The sequence below is a fragment of the Hydrogenophaga sp. SL48 genome (assembly GCF_021729865.1).
Classification (GTDB): Bacteria; Pseudomonadota; Gammaproteobacteria; order Burkholderiales; family Burkholderiaceae_C; genus Hydrogenophaga.
Genome location: NZ_CP063400.1, coordinates 192920 through 206734, shown reverse-complemented (window position 1 = coordinate 206734; position 13815 = coordinate 192920). Strand labels below are relative to the sequence as shown.

At 67.8% G+C, this 13815-nt stretch carries 16 protein-coding genes; 3 read left to right on the top strand and 13 right to left on the bottom strand.

Features of this window, described 5'->3' with window-relative positions; genetic code table 11:
• Positions 1 to 15: 15 nt before the first annotated feature.
• Genes flgJ through flgB form a run of 9 tightly spaced genes read right to left on the bottom strand, consistent with a single transcriptional unit; the run spans position 16 to position 7305 of the window.
• Complete coding sequence (flgJ, locus tag IM738_RS00945; protein ID WP_236964036.1) at positions 16 to 1056, bottom strand: flagellar assembly peptidoglycan hydrolase FlgJ; 1041 nt, start codon at positions 1054 to 1056, stop codon at positions 16 to 18.
• A 4-nt stretch (positions 1057 to 1060) separates the two neighbouring features.
• Positions 1061 to 2260 carry a flagellar basal body P-ring protein FlgI gene (locus IM738_RS00940; RefSeq protein ID WP_236964034.1) on the bottom strand — a complete coding sequence of 400 codons (1200 nt, stop codon included), beginning with the start codon at positions 2258 to 2260 and terminating at the stop codon, positions 1061 to 1063.
• Between the two features lie 20 nt (positions 2261 to 2280).
• Positions 2281 to 2958: a flagellar basal body L-ring protein FlgH gene (locus IM738_RS00935; protein WP_236964033.1), complete on the bottom strand. Its 678-nt coding sequence runs from the start codon at positions 2956 to 2958 to the stop codon at positions 2281 to 2283.
• A gap of 8 nt (positions 2959 to 2966) precedes the next feature.
• The gene (gene flgG, locus IM738_RS00930; RefSeq protein WP_077331724.1) at positions 2967 to 3749 is read right to left on the bottom strand and encodes a flagellar basal-body rod protein FlgG; all 783 of its coding nucleotides are present in this window, start codon (positions 3747 to 3749) and stop codon (positions 2967 to 2969) included.
• 23 nt (positions 3750 to 3772) lie between these two features.
• Positions 3773 to 4513, bottom strand: a complete 741-nt coding sequence (gene flgF / locus IM738_RS00925) for a flagellar basal-body rod protein FlgF (RefSeq protein WP_236964031.1) — start codon at positions 4511 to 4513, stop codon at positions 3773 to 3775.
• A gap of 35 nt (positions 4514 to 4548) precedes the next feature.
• Positions 4549 to 5763: a flagellar hook protein FlgE gene (gene flgE / locus IM738_RS00920; RefSeq protein WP_236964030.1), complete on the bottom strand. Its 1215-nt coding sequence runs from the start codon at positions 5761 to 5763 to the stop codon at positions 4549 to 4551.
• Between the two features lie 44 nt (positions 5764 to 5807).
• On the bottom strand, positions 5808 to 6467 hold the full coding sequence (locus IM738_RS00915) for a flagellar hook assembly protein FlgD (protein WP_236964028.1): 660 nt from the start codon (positions 6465 to 6467) through the stop codon (positions 5808 to 5810).
• Between the two features lie 14 nt (positions 6468 to 6481).
• Positions 6482 to 6886, bottom strand: a complete 405-nt coding sequence (gene flgC, locus IM738_RS00910; RefSeq protein ID WP_236964027.1) for a flagellar basal body rod protein FlgC — start codon at positions 6884 to 6886, stop codon at positions 6482 to 6484.
• A gap of 11 nt (positions 6887 to 6897) precedes the next feature.
• Positions 6898 to 7305 carry a flagellar basal body rod protein FlgB gene (flgB, locus tag IM738_RS00905; RefSeq protein ID WP_077331720.1) on the bottom strand — a complete coding sequence of 136 codons (408 nt, stop codon included), beginning with the start codon at positions 7303 to 7305 and terminating at the stop codon, positions 6898 to 6900.
• Between the two features lie 194 nt (positions 7306 to 7499).
• Between flgB and flgA the strand changes: the two genes are divergently transcribed.
• From flgA to IM738_RS00890, 3 genes are all read left to right on the top strand, one after another.
• Positions 7500 to 8249: a flagellar basal body P-ring formation chaperone FlgA gene (gene flgA / locus IM738_RS00900; protein ID WP_236964026.1), complete on the top strand. Its 750-nt coding sequence runs from the start codon at positions 7500 to 7502 to the stop codon at positions 8247 to 8249.
• Between the two features lie 122 nt (positions 8250 to 8371).
• Positions 8372 to 8719, top strand: coding sequence for a flagellar biosynthesis anti-sigma factor FlgM (gene flgM, locus IM738_RS00895; RefSeq protein ID WP_236964025.1), 348 nt, complete (start codon positions 8372 to 8374; stop codon positions 8717 to 8719).
• Between the two features lie 23 nt (positions 8720 to 8742).
• Positions 8743 to 9102, top strand: a complete 360-nt coding sequence (locus IM738_RS00890; RefSeq protein ID WP_236964023.1) for a hypothetical protein — start codon at positions 8743 to 8745, stop codon at positions 9100 to 9102.
• Between the two features lie 187 nt (positions 9103 to 9289).
• On the opposite strand, the gene IM738_RS00885 is transcribed toward IM738_RS00890, so the two are convergent.
• Genes IM738_RS00885 through IM738_RS00870 form a run of 4 tightly spaced genes read right to left on the bottom strand, consistent with a single transcriptional unit; the run spans position 9290 to position 13813 of the window.
• A complete protein-coding gene (locus tag IM738_RS00885; protein ID WP_236964022.1) occupies positions 9290 to 10069 on the bottom strand; it encodes a class I SAM-dependent methyltransferase in 780 nt (259 codons plus the stop codon).
• Between the two features lie 31 nt (positions 10070 to 10100).
• Positions 10101 to 11438: a bifunctional cytidylyltransferase/SDR family oxidoreductase gene (locus IM738_RS00880; protein ID WP_236964021.1), complete on the bottom strand. Its 1338-nt coding sequence runs from the start codon at positions 11436 to 11438 to the stop codon at positions 10101 to 10103.
• Positions 11438 to 13048, bottom strand: a complete 1611-nt coding sequence (locus IM738_RS00875; RefSeq protein ID WP_236964020.1) for a hypothetical protein — start codon at positions 13046 to 13048, stop codon at positions 11438 to 11440. Before IM738_RS00875 ends, IM738_RS00880 begins: the two co-directional genes overlap by 1 nt.
• Positions 13049 to 13096: 48 nt before the next feature.
• Entirely contained in the window at positions 13097 to 13813 is a 717-nt protein-coding gene (locus IM738_RS00870) for an RNA polymerase sigma factor FliA (protein ID WP_236964019.1), read from the bottom strand.
• Positions 13814 to 13815 lie beyond the last annotated feature (2 nt).

Genomic DNA, 13815 nt, shown 5'->3' with positions numbered 1-13815 from the left:
GTGGGCTTTCAGGTCTCAGCTCTGTGCGCGTTGCACGCTGAGTGTCATGTTGATGGCGCGGCTGAGCTTGGCGGCGTATTGCGGGTCGGTGGCGTAGCCCGCGCGTTGCAGGCTGCTGGCGAAACCCTGCACCGAGCCGATCTGGTCCATCGCCTTGTCGTAGCGCGGGCTCTTGGTGATGAGGCGCGCGTAGTCGCGGAAGGAGTCGGCGTAGGAGTCGTAGGCGCGGAACTTGGCCACGGTCTTGCGCGGCACGCCGTTGACGTATTCGGTGGTGGTGACCTCGGCGACCTTGCCCTTCCACGAGGAGGTGGCCTTGATGCCGAACAGGTTGTGCGAGGGCGTGCCGTCTTTCTGGCGGATCTCGCTGCGGCCCCAGCCGGTCTCGTGGCCGGCCTGGCCGAGCATGTAGCTCGCCGGGATGCCCGACTCGCGCGCCACGGCGGCGGCGGCCTGGCCGTGCTGCGCCACGAAGCCCACGTGGCGCGGGCCCGACGCCGCCTGGGTGGGTGCGCTGCTGCGGCGCAGCGCCTTCGCCGGCTCGGCGCCGGTCTCGCCCGGCACGGACCCTACCTGCGGCGCGGTGTGCGGCACGGCATGGGGCGCGTATTTGAGCAAGGCCCGCAGACCCGAACGGTTCAGCGGCTTGAACTCCACGGGTGTCTCATTCCCCGTGCCGGTGCTGCCACCGGTGCTGGTGCCGGCGCCGGTCGGGGTGGCGCCTTCGGCCGTGCCCTTGGGGCTCATCTGGCGGCTGAGCTGGCGCTCGATGGCTTCGCTCAGACCGCCGGGCAGGCCCGAGAGCTGCACCGAGAGCTGCTGGTCGAGCAGGTCGGTGCCGAGGTCGCTGCCCTGCCCTTCCAGCAGGCCGGATTTCTGGGTCGCGTCGCGCATGCTCTTGATCAGCTCGCGCATGAACAGCGACTCGAACTGTTTGGCCGCGCCCTTGAGCGCCGCCTTGCCGCTCTCGCCCTCCTGGCCCGCGCTGAACTTCAGCGCGTTCAGCGCGCCGGGGTCGACGGCGAGGCCTTGGGTGGTGGGCTGCAACGAGGACATGGTGTCAGATCACTTCAAGTTCGGCGTTCATCGCACCGGCGGCCTTGATCGCCTGCAGGATCGCCAGCAGGTCTTGCGGCGTGGCGCCCAGGCCGTTGAGCATGCGCACCAGGTCGGCCAGCTGCGGGGCGGCGTCCATCTTCACCAGCGCGCCGCCGTCCTGGCTGATCTTGATGTCGGTCTTTTCGGCGACCACGGTCTGGCCCTGCGAGAGCGGGTTGGGCTGGCTCACCACCGGGGTCGAGCTGATGCTGACCGAGAGGTTGCCGTGCGCGACCGCACAGGGGCCGAGGGTCACGGACTGGTTCATCACGATGGAGCCGGTGCGCGTGTTGATGATCACGCGCGCGGCGGGGATCGAGGCCTCCATCGGGATCTCTTCGATCTCGGCCAGGAAGCTCACGCGCTCGTCGGTGTTGGCCGGTGCGCGCAGGCGCACCACCCGGCCGTCCACCGCGCTGGCCACGCCGGGGCCCATGCGGCCGTTGATCGCCTGCGCGACACGGCGCGCGGTCTGGAAGTCGGCGGCATTGAGGCCGAGGTCGATGGTGTCGCCCAGCGCGAAGGCCGTGGGCACCACGCGCTCGACCTGCGCGCCGCTGGGGATGCGGCCCGCGCTCAGGTGGTTGATCTGCACCTTGCTGCCGCCGCCCGAGGCGCCCGCGCCGCCGACCAGCAGGTTGCCCTGGGCCAGCGCGTAGATTTCGCCGTCCACGCCCTTGAGCGGGGTGGTGATCAGCGTGCCGCCGCGCAGCGACTTGGCGTTGCCCATGGACGAGACGGTGACGTCGATCATCTGCCCCGGCTGGGCGAAGGCGGGCAGCTGCGCGGTGACCAGCACGGCCGCCACGTTCTTCAGCTGCACCTTGGCGTCGCCGGGCAGCGTGAGGCCCAGCTGCTGCAGGTAGTTGGTCAGGCCCTGCGAGGTGTAGGGCATCTGTGTGGTCTGGTCGCCCGTGCCGTCCAGCCCCACGACCAGGCCGAACCCGGTCAGCTGGTTGCTGCGCACGCCCTGCACCGCCGCGATTTCCTTGATGCGGATCGCGTGGGCCTGCACCGGGAAACCCAGCCACAGCACGAGACCCACGGCCAGGCCGCTCCAGACCACCAGGCGTTGGAGCCAGCGGGTCCGCAGGTCACGGCGCACGGCGCGCGCGCGGCGAAGACCGGTCTGCAGGGGGATGGGTTGGTGCTGCGGGTTCATGGGGTGAATGCTAGGCCGCGTCAGAAAGGGAAAACATTCAAAAAGAACCGTCCCAACCAGCCTATTGAGAGCGCTTCATCCACGGCGCCTCGTCCTCGCGACTCGATGCGCGCGTTGGCGACCTGGGTCGAGGCGATGGTGTTGCCCGGGCGGATGTGCCGCGGGTCGACCGTGCCGGAGAAGCGCATCACGTCCACGTTGCTGTTGATGCCGATCTGTTTTTCGCCCGCCACGAGCAGGTGGCCGTTGGGCAGCACCTCCTGCACGGTGACGGTGATCACGCCCGAGAAGTCGTTGGCGTTGGCGTTGTCGCCCTTGCCCGCGAACTCGTTGCCCGACTCGCCGCCGAGGTTGAAGTTGCGGTCGCGGGTCAGCTCCTTGGCGACGATGCCCGGGATCGCCGAGATCGACCCGGAGGCGCTGCCGGTGCGGTTGATGTTGGCCGAGGACGACTGGCTCGCGCTGACCTTCTCGGTGATCTGGATCGTGAGGCTGTCGCCGGGCATGCGGGCGCGCGGGTCTTCGAACGCGGGCCGGTAGCGCGCCGCCATGAACAGGCTGCCGCCGGTCTGCGCGGGGGCGGCCGTCTGGGCGAAGTTGATGGGCCGCACCGGCACCACATCGACCGGCTTGGTCATGCAGGCGGTGAGCAGCGCGGGAGAGAGCAGGAGCGCGCAGCGGCGCAGGAGGTGCTTCATGACCATGCTCACAGCTGCGCCAGCCTCTGCAGCATCTGGTCGGACGTCTGGATCGCCTTCGAGTTCATCTCGTAGGCGCGCTGGGTCTGGATCATGGTCACCAGTTCCTGCACCACGTTGACGTTGGAGGTTTCCACGTAACCCTGCATCAGGTTGCCCAGGCCGGCGGTGCCCGGGGCGCCGTTGACCGGGTTGCCCGAGGCCACGGTCTCGGTGTAGAGGTTTTGCCCCTTGGGCTCCAGGCCGGCCGGGTTGATGAAGCTGGCGAGTTCGATGTTGCCCACCTGCTGCGGCGTGGCGTTGCCCGGCATCTTCACCGTGACCACGCCGTCGCTGCCCACGGTGACGCTCTGCGCTTCAGCCGGGATGGTGATGTCGCCGGCCAGGGCCAGGCCGCTGGAGGTGACGAGGCGGCCCTGCGCATCGACCTGCAGGCTGCCGTCGCGGGTGTAGCCGGTGGTGCCGTCGGGCAGCGCGACCTGCAGGAAGCCCTGGCCGTTCACCGCGAGATCGAGCTGGTTGCCCGACTGCTGCAGGCTGCCCTGGCTGAACGAACGCGAGGTGGCCACGGTGCGCACACCCAGGCCGATCTGCAGGCCGGTGGGCAGGTTGTTCTGCTCGGTGTCGGCGCCGCCGACCTGGCGCAGGTTCTGGTACATGAGGTCTTCGAACACGGCGCTGGCGCGCTTGAAGCCGTTCGTGGACACGTTGGCCATGTTGTTCGAGATCACGTCCAGCTGCGTCTGCTGGGCCTGCATGCCGGTCTTGGAAATCCACAGGGAATTGATCATGGTGTGCTCCTGGAAAGGGGGAATCAGCCGTTCATGTTCAACAGCTGCGATGCGGTCTTGTCGTTGGTTTCGCCGTTCTGCAACATGCGCATCTGCATCTCGAACTGGCGGGAGACCGCGATCATTCCGACCATGGCCTCGATGGGGTTGACGTTGCTGCCTTCGAGCGCGCCGCTCTGCACGCGCGCGTTGGCGTCGGCGTTCAGCGCATCGCCCTGCACCGGGCGGAACAGGCCGTCCTGGCCGCGCTGGAGGCGGTTGTCGTCGTCGGGCGTGACGAGCTTGAGCTTGCCCACGCGGGTCGGGGGCGCGTCGCCGACGCGGGCGCCGACGGTGCCGTCGGCGCCGATGTCGAGCTGGGCGTTGGCCGGCACGGTGATGGGCGCGCCGCCGTCGCTCAGCACGGGCAGGCCCTGCGCGTTCACCAGGCTGCCGTCGGGGCTGATCTCAAAGGCGCCGCCGCGCGTGTAGGCCTCGGTGCCGTCCAGCCCCTGCACCGCGAACCAGGTGTTGCCGCGCGCGGCCACGTCGAGGTTGCGGCCGGTGGGGTTGATCGGGCCGGCGGTGTCCAGGTGGCCGGCGCTGGCTTCGAGCGCGAACACGCGCGAGGCCGTGCCGTCGCCGCGCACGGGCACGGCGCGGAACGTGGCCAGCTCGGCGCGGAAACCCGGCGTGGACGCATTGGCCAGGTTGTTCGACAACAGCTGCTGCCGGTGGGCAGCGGCGCTGGCGCCGGTCATGGCGGTGTAGATCATGCGGTCCATGCGGGGCTCCTTGTCTCGTCTCTAGCTCAGCGTGTTCAACGCATGTTCAGCAAGGTGGAAAGGACCTGGTCCTGCGTCTTGATGGTCTGCGCGTTGGCCTGGTAGGCGCGCTGCGCGGTCATCATGTTGACCAGCTCGGCGGTCAGATCGACGTTGGAGTCTTCCAGCGCGCCGGAGCGCAGCAGGCCCATGTTGCCCTCGCCGGGGGCGCCGCGCACCGGCTCGCCCGAGGCGAAGGTCTGGCTCCAGTTGCCGCCGCTGCTGGGCGAGAGGCCCTGCACGTTGCGGAAGTTGACCAGGGCGATCTGGCCGGCGGCCTGCGACTGGCCGTTGGAGTACTTCGCCATGATCACGCCGTCATCGCTGATGCCCAGGCTGGTGAGTTCGCCAGGGCTGTAGCCATCCTGCGTGAGGTTGTTGACCGCGAAGTCCGTGCCGAACTGGGTGGTGTCGCCGAAATCGAGGTCGACCATGAAGGTCTGCGCCGGGTCGTTGGGCGAAGCCAGCTGCAGCTGCGGAATCACCGTGGCGGGGTCCAGGCTGCCGTCGGGCATGAAGTTCAGTGCAAACGGCACCGACAGCGCCGGGTCGGCACCGTTGACGCCGGTGTAGACGTTCCACTGGTTGTTGGCGGTCTTCTCGAACACCAGGCTGACCGGGATTTCCAGGCCCTGTTCGTCGTAGGCGATGACGGAGGTGCCGTAGGTGCCAAACGGCGTCGGGGGCACGGCGGCGGCCGCGATCGGCGCGCGCGCGTCGAGGTTCAGTTCAGCGGCAATGGCCGTGGTCAACCTGGCCGGGATCGGCCCTCCCGTGGGCAAGGTCAGCGGCGCCGACTCAAAACCCAGGCGCACGCCGTTGACGTCGGTCGGGTAACCCATGAGCTGGCCACCGAGGTTGGTGACGATTTCGCCGTCGCGGTTGAGCTTGAACATGCCGGCGCGCGTGTACGACAGGGAGCCATCCGGCATGGTCAGTTCGTAGAAGCCGTTGCCGTTGATGGCCACGTCGAGGGAGTTGCCGGTGACGGTGATGTTGCCCTGCGTGAACTGCTGCGACACGGTGGACACCTGCACGCCGATGCCGGCGTTGACGCTGCCGGACGAGTTGATCGAGCTGGCGTAGATCTCGCCGAACTCGGCGCGAGAGGCTTTCATGCCCACGGTGTTGGCGTTGGCGATGTTGTGGCCGATCACGTCCAGGTTGCGGCTGGAAGCGTTCAGGCCGGAGAGTCCTTGCTGGAATGCCATGGTGGTGTCCTCGGGGTGTGGGAAAGGGGTGAAGGAACGCGGGCTTACATGAAGCCGCGGATCTGGTCGTAGGTGATGGAGCGGCCGTTCTGCAGCTGCACCGTCATGGCGCCGTTGGACAGGCCGACCGAGGCCACCAGGGCGCGCTGCAGCGGGGTGGCGGGCTTGGTCTCGCCGCCCTGGCTGGCGCGCACCGAGAAGCGGGCGACGGTGGCGGGGTCGATGGCTTTGGCGTTCCAGTCAAAGCCGTGTTGCCCGGCGTCCCTGGCACCCAGGTTCACGGTGTCGAGCACCGCGCCGTTCTTGCCGATGATGTCCACCGTGACCGAGCTCGCCGCGCTGTCGAGCGAGAAGGCGCCCTTGCCGGTGGTGCCATCGAAGGCCAGCGCATCACCTTCGATCAGCGCTTCGCGCCCGATCAGCGTGGTGCCCTGCATGGCCTGCGACGAGGCCATCTGGCTGGCCATGCCCTTCAGGGTCGCGTTGAGTTCCTGGATGCCGCTGACCGTGTTGATCTGCGCCATCTGGGTCGTCATCTGCGCGTTGTCCATCGGGTTGAGCGGGTCCTGGTTGTTGATCTGTGCGACCAGCAATTTGAGGAAACGGTCTTGCGATGCCTGGGGGTCGGTCGAGTTGTTGCCCTTGGTGCCCGTGGTGCTGCCCACGGTGTTTTCAAGGTTGCCGAGATCAATGGCCTGCATCATGGTTCATGTCCCTTTCACTGCCCCATCTGGAGCGTTTTGAGCAGCAGCGATTTCGCCGTGTTCATGACTTCGACGTTGTTCTGGTAGGAGCGCGAGGCCGACATCATGTTGACCATCTCCTCGACCGGGTTGACGTTGGAATGCGTCACATACCCCTCGGCGTCGGCGCTGGGGTGGTGCGGGTTGTGCACGCGGCGCCCCGGGGCCTCGCTTTCCCGGATGTCCTGCACCTTGACCCCGGCCGAGCCCGGCTGGCCCATGGGCACGGTCTGGAACATCACCTGGCGCGCCTTGTAGCTCTGGCCGTCCGGGCCGGCCACCGCGTCGGCGTTGGCGAGGTTGGAGGCGACCACGTTGAGGCGCTGTGCCTGCGAGCTGATCGCACTGCCGGAGACGCCGAAGATGGTGAACATGGACATGAGGATCTCCTTCACTGTCCCGTGATGGCGGACAGCATGGTTTTCACGTTCGAATTGATGAACCGCAGCGTGGACTCGTAGCGGATGCTGTTGTCCACGAAGTTGGCGCGTTCGCGGTCCAGATCGACCGAGTTGCCGTCCTGCGAGGGCTGGGTCTGGACCGTGTAGGCGAGCTTGGGGTCGCCAGGGGCGCGGCCCGAGAGCGTCATGTGGCCGGCGGCCGTGGTCGCGAGCTGCTGGCTGGAGACGGCGCTCTCGCCGCTGGCCTGCTTGAGCGCGGCGGCAAAGTCGAAGTCGCGCGCCACGTAGCCCGGCGTGTCGGCGTTGGCGATGTTGCTGGCGATCACCTGTTGGCGTTGCGAGCGCAGCATCAGCGACTGGCCGTAGCCGTCGAGCCGGGCGGTCATCTGTTCAAGCATCGGGTTCTCCAGACAGGTGGATGGGAACGGCACAGGCGGCATGCCCGCACCGGGATGAAGACAAGTATGGGAAAACTTGAGGGCGGGCAATGAGCAGAGAAAGCGGGGAATGGGTGCGCATTTCGGTGCTTAGTGCCCGGCGCACCCCACCTACATTGATGCCCTGAGGTCCTGTCCGCACCTCCCCTCACCACATGAACACCCGACCCCCCACCCCCTTCTCACCTTCCCGTGCCGCGTGGCTGCTGGCCGCCGGCCTGCTCGCGTGGCAGGGCATGGCCCAGGCCCAGGCCCCGGCGGGCGACAAGACCCAGCTGGAGCAGATGGCGCGCGACTGGGTGGAGCCCGCGCTCGCCTCGGCCATGGGCCCGGACGGCGGCGGCCCGCTGCGCCCCGAGGTGATCATGGGTTCGCTGGACACGCGCCTGCAGCTCACGCCCTGCGCCCGCATCGAGCCCTACCTGCCGCCGGGCACGCGCCTGTGGGGCCGCAGCCGGGTCGGCCTGCGCTGCCTCGAAGGCGCGGTGCGCTGGAACGTGTTCATGCCCGTCACGGTCAAGGCCTGGGGCCCGGGCTGGGTGCTCAAGCGCCCCGTGGCCGCGGGCTCGGTGCTGACTCAAGAAGACGCCGAACTGGCCGAAATGGACTGGGCCGAACAGCCTTACGCGGTGCTCGCCAACCCGGACCGCTGGGTCGGCATGCAGGCGGCGCTGGCGCTGCAGCCCGGCCAGGCCTTGCGCCAGAACATGGTGCGACCGGTGCCCGCCTTCGGGCCGGGTGCCCAGGTGCGGGTCAGCAGCAGCGGCGCAGGCTTCCAGGTGGTGGTCAGCGGCGAGGCCCTGACGGCCGGCATTCCGGGCCAGAGCGTGCGGGTTCGCCTGGGCGGCGGACGGGTGGTCACGGGCACGGTGCGCGACAGCCAGACGGTCGAAGTGCGCCTGTAAAGGCTTTTTGAACACTTTGGTTGGCGTTTTTGTGATGAACTCCACAAAAAAGGGCTCAAGTGCCCCCCTTTTTGGGCCGATAGTCACTCACAACGCCCCGAAACCGGGGTTTGGAGAGTGAAATGAAAATCGAATCGTCTTCCCCGGACTCCCACATTGGCTCCGTGGCCGGTGGCCCGCAAAGGGCGGCCGAGAAGCCCAGCGCCGGTCCCGAAGCCGCTGCAGCCGCAGGCGCGGCGGCCCAGACGCCCGCGCCGGCCGGTGTCACCGTCACGCTCTCGTCCACCGCCACCCAGGCCATGTCGGGTGCGGGCAGTGGCAACGACGTGTTCAACGCCAGCAAGGTCGAGGCCATGAAGGCCGCGATCGCTGACGGCAGCTTCCAGGTGAACGCCGAAGCCATCGCCGACAAGATGTTGTCCAACGCCGCTGAAATGCTCAGCAGCAGCGTGGGCGCCACCCGCGCCTGATCCCTCTTCCCCCAAGGACCGCCATGGCACAGCCCACCCACCCCTGGATCGCCTCGCTCAAAGCCGGGCTCGACGGGCTGGAGCAGGCGCTGCTGCAAGGCGACCCCGAGGCGGTCGAACGCGCCAGCGCGGGCGTGCAGTCCGTGTTGCAGCGAGCGCCCAGGACCGCCGAATTCGGCGTGCCCGGCAGCACCCTGCGCAGCGACATGCAGGACGCCGCCCAGCGCTTCGGCCAGCTGCGCCAGGCGGTGCAGCGCGCGAGCGCCCAGAGCCAGCGCGCGGTCCACAGCCTGCTGCCCCAACAGGCGCCCGGCACCTACGGCCGCATGGCCGGCGTGGCCTCGTCCACCGGCGGCGCCGGCCGGGCCTTCCTCTCGGCCTGACCCGCGCGCGACCCACGCGCCGCACCCTCACCGTTGTCATCACGCCGGCCTTCGCCGGCGTTTCTTCTGGTGCCCGGGATCTTGATCGAGCGGCCTGGAGCGACGTTGGCGACCGCCCAACGTGCCGAACGGCCCGCGAGGGCCGTTCGTTGCTGTCGGGGAGGCCGACCCAGCGGCCTCAGCCGCCTCAGGCCTCGGACGGCGCGTGCATGTGCGTGCCGAAGTACAGGCTGGTGCGGAACATGTTCTGGGTGCTCTTGTAGAAGATGATGTATTTCTTGCGCGGGCCGCCGCGCGAGAGCCCGACTTCGGGGGTGCGGAAATCGACGAAACAGCCCATGTCGCTGGCCAGCTTGATCAGCGACAGCGGTGTCCAGTAGGCCACGTGACCCGGGACGAACGGGTACTGGTGCAGGCTGACGTCGGTGCCGTCGTAGATGTTGGAGCTGCAGATCAGGATGCCATCGTCCTTGACCAGGCGCAGCAACGACTTGAAGTGCTCGACCGGCTCGGTGAAGTGCTCGATCACCTCGGAGGCGATCACCACGTCCGACGGGGTCGCCACGGGGATGGCCTCGAAGTTCTCGGCCTCCTGCATGTTCTCCAGATCAACCAGTTTGGTCTGAATCTCGGGGTACTTGCGCTTGAGCCACAGGTGGTCGGTGTTGAGGCCCGAGCCGAAGAAGCTGACGCTCGCGTTGTGTTTGCTCACAATCTCCATGCCCATCTCGGCCATGTAGAACTCGCGGCCCGGGCGTTCGTCGGTGGCGTTGCGCAGCTCGCGCAGGGTGGCTTCCGTGGACTGTCGGGCAATGACCTTGGCGAAGTGACCCACGTTGTCGGGATAGCGGATCAGGCCGCAGCTGCGGCACTGGTGGCCGCGCTGGGTCTTGTCCTTGTAGGGCTTGACGCGGCAGGTGTGGGACACGACGTCTTCTTCGCCGCCACAGACGGGACATTGGCTCATGGGGTTCTCCTGATGAAAGTGGGTGTGACGCTCAGACCCGGGCAATGACGCCGGTGTCGGACGAGCTGAGCAGCTTGGCGGACGCGAGCGCGACCTCGTAGGGGCTGAGCAGGGTGCGCTGGTCTTCGCCTGAAAAGTTGGCGCGGCGCATCGAGGTGTCGGTGCGGCCGGGCACCACGCAGTTGACGCGGATGCCGTCGTCCTTCCACTCGTCGGACAGCGCCTGGGTGAGGTTGACGATGGCGGCCTTGCAGGCCGAATACGCCGAGTAGTCGGCACGACCGCGCGTGAACGACGACGACGAAAACTGCAGCAGCATGCCGTGCGAGGCCTTGAGTGCCGCGTGGCTGCATTGCGCCACGTTGAGCGAGCCGAGCAGGTTGACCGAGACCTGCTGCGCCACGTCGGCGGGCGACTGCTGCTCCAGCGGGCTCTTGATCAGCAGGCCGGCGGCGTTGATCACGTTGTCGATGTGGCCCCACTCCCGCACCAGGCCGTCGATGGTCGAGGCCACCTGCGCGTGGTCGGTGATGTCGCAGCCGCTGCGGCGCGACACGCTGTGCACCGTGCTGCCGGCCTCCTCCAGGATCTGCACGATGGCCTTGCCGATGCCCATGCTGCCGCCGAACACCACCGAGTTCTTGCCTTTCAGGTCGAGGCCGCTGAGGTTGGGGGCGAGGTGCTGCTGGCGGATGCGGAACAGCTCGTCGGCCAGCACCAGGTCGATGGAGTCGGTGATCTTGATGTTCTCCGAGCTGCCCTTGACGATGCGCACCTGGCCCATCGGGTGGCAGGCCATGTAGATGCCGCAGTCGTCGGTGAACTCGCCCACCTTGTCCTGGCCCAGTTCTTCGTAGCTGCTGATCAGCGCGTCGAAGCGGAAGGCCTGCGGCGTCTGGCCGCGGTAGATGTGGTCGCGCTTGGGGATGCTCTGGATGAAGCCGTCGCGCTCGACGATGATGGTGTCGCTGGTCTTGATCGCCACGTCCACCGCCTCGTGCGCGGCGAGCGCTTCCACCACGTCGTGGATGATCTGGTGGCTCAGGAAGGGCCGGGCCGAGTCGTGCAGGATCACGTTCTTCGGCGGGTCGGCGCGCAGGTGCCGCAGCGCCGCGTAGGACGAGGCCTGGCGCGAGGAACCGCCGACGATGACCTCGGCGCGCGTGCCCTTGAACAGGTCGCGCGCATGCTCCAGCGCGTCGGCCGGCACGGTGATCACGATGCGCGCGTCGGGCGCGAAGCTGTGCAGGCAGGCGAAGCTGTGCTCCACGATGGTCTTGCCGGCCACGCGGATGAACTGCTTGGGAATGGGCGAGTCGAGCCGCGAGCCGCTGCCGCCGGCCAGAAGAACAAAAGCAAAGTCACACATCACGCCACCTCCGCCGGTTGGTGGGCGTCGAGCACGCCCTTGAGCAGGTCCAGCGTGTCCGCGCGCATGCCGCCCGGCCGGTCCTGGTGCCGCTCCATGAGCTGGATCACCCGGCTCAGCTTCTCGTATTTCTGCGCCCGGATCGCCTCCAGCGCGCGCAGGCGCCCGACGATCTGGTAGACCAGCCCGCCCACATCGACCGTCGAGGGCGACTGCAGGTGCGAGATGTACTCGGGGTCGGACACGCGCCAGTCGCCGAAGTTTTCCGCGAGCTTCTTCTCGACGTCGCCGGGCACGTAGAAATCGATGCCCAGGAAGCTCACCGCCTTCAGCTCGAAGGGCGTGAACGCGAACTTCTGCAGGTAGCCGAAATAGGACTCCACGCCGGTGACCCACATGCCGTTTTCGGGGTGGTAGATGAAGATGTCGATCGCCACGCGGGTGGTCAGGTGCACCACCGGGATGTGATAGGCCTTGCGACCGCGCAGGCGCCGCGCGTCGATGCCGAAGTGCCCGCTCTGCAGCAGCGCGTTGGCCACCTCGAACTGGTCTTCCCAGCCGACGATGCCGACGTCGATGTCCTTGTCGTGCGCCAGGATCTGGCCTTCCCGGGCGTAGCCCAGCAGCGTGCCCGAGACCAGGAAGGCGCGTTTGCCCACCGCCGACAGCGCGGCCTGCAGATCGACCAGGGCCTGCGAGGCCTGGCCCGGATCAAACACCCGCTGCTGTTGTTCGACCTCGGCCACGGCGTCCTGGGTGGCGTGGATGTCTTCGTTGAGCGAGGCCGCCGTGTCGGCCGCGCACATCAGCGCCACCAGCTCGTCCAGCGAGGCGATGCTCTCGGGCAGCTGGCCGGCGTGGCAGTGGGCGCGCGCGGTGTCGAAGGCGGCGTGGATGAGGTCGTCGGGCGCGGTGGCGCCCTTCGCGGCCAGGACCGCCGCCGGGTAGTGGCCCGAGACGAAATGGCACAGGCTCGCGAACAGGGCCAGGCGGCTGCGCACCTTGCGCACGGCCGGCAGGGGGCTGATCAGGTGGTCGCGGATGCGGGCGTAGGCCTGGCCCAGCGGCTCGATGTTCTGCGCCTGGCCGATGAAGGACTGGCGGTTGAACAGCAGCTTGGTCAGCCGCAACCAGTCGGCCACATCGGTCTTGCGCCGCACCAGCTCGCGCACGATCTGGTCGACCAGGCCAAAGGCCTTGTGGTCGATCGCCAGCTCCACCGCGTGGAACCAGTCGTCCATGCCGTTCGCGCACTTCTTCAACGCCGCCGGGTCCAGCTCGCCCGCCTGCAGCAAGGCCGAAGCGACCTGGCGCAGCGGGTTCTTGGGCGAGATGGCCATGAATTCGGGGCTGGGCGCCGAGCGCGCCAGCGACTGGTAGATGGCGAGCCAGACCTGTGCCTGGCGCAGGTGGCGGCGGTTCTCGACCGCCAGCGAGGCGAGGTAGATCACCGTGGCCGGCAGATTCATCAGGCGGGCGGCGTTGAGCGCCTCCTCGCCGAGCAGTTGCAGCGGCATCTGTTCCTGGGTCAGCTGTTCCAGCGCGTCGTAGGCCTGCGACCGCAGCAGGCGGTCGATGGTGGTCACGCGGGTGAACTCGGCTTCAAGCATGGGAATTCCTCTGTGTCGTTCTGGCGAGCGGTTCCGGGAAGGCCTGGCTCAGTGTTCGCGCAACTTGGTGCGCAGCCGCGCGATGGACTGGCTGTGCAGCTGGCAGATGCGCGACTCGGTCACGCCCAGCACGGCCGCGATCTCCTTGAGGTTCATGTCGTGCTCGTAGTACATGCTCATGATCTGCTGCTCACGATCGGGCAGGACCTTGATCGCGGCCACCAGGGCCATGCGCATGCGGTGGTCCTGCAGCAGCGCCGAGGGGTCGGCTTCTTCGTCGCCCATGTGGCGGTCCAGAAAGCCCTCGTCATCGTCGTCGCGGCCGCTGATGTCTTCGAGGTACACGAGCTGCGTGCCGCGCACCTTGGCCAGCAGGTGCTGGTAATCGGCCAGTTCCATGCCCAGCTCTTTGGCGATCTCGGATTCCAGCGGCGCGCGGTGCAGCTTCTGCTGCAGGCGGTGCACGGCCTGTTCGATGTCTTTCTGGCTCTTGCGCGAGCCGCGCGACATCCAGTCGCCTTCACGCAGTTCGTCGATCATGGCGCCACGGATGCGCTGGCTGGCAAAGGTCTCGAACTGCACGCCCTGCGAGGGCTCGAAGCGGGCGATGGCTTCGGTCAGGCCGATCATGCCGACCTGGATCAGGTCGTCCACCTCGACGCTGGGCGGCAGCTTGGCGATCATGTGGTGGGCCAGGCGGCGCACCAGCGGGCTGTATTTGCGCAACTGGTCGTCCCGGTTCAGGGTGCCTTTGGCGGTGTACATCG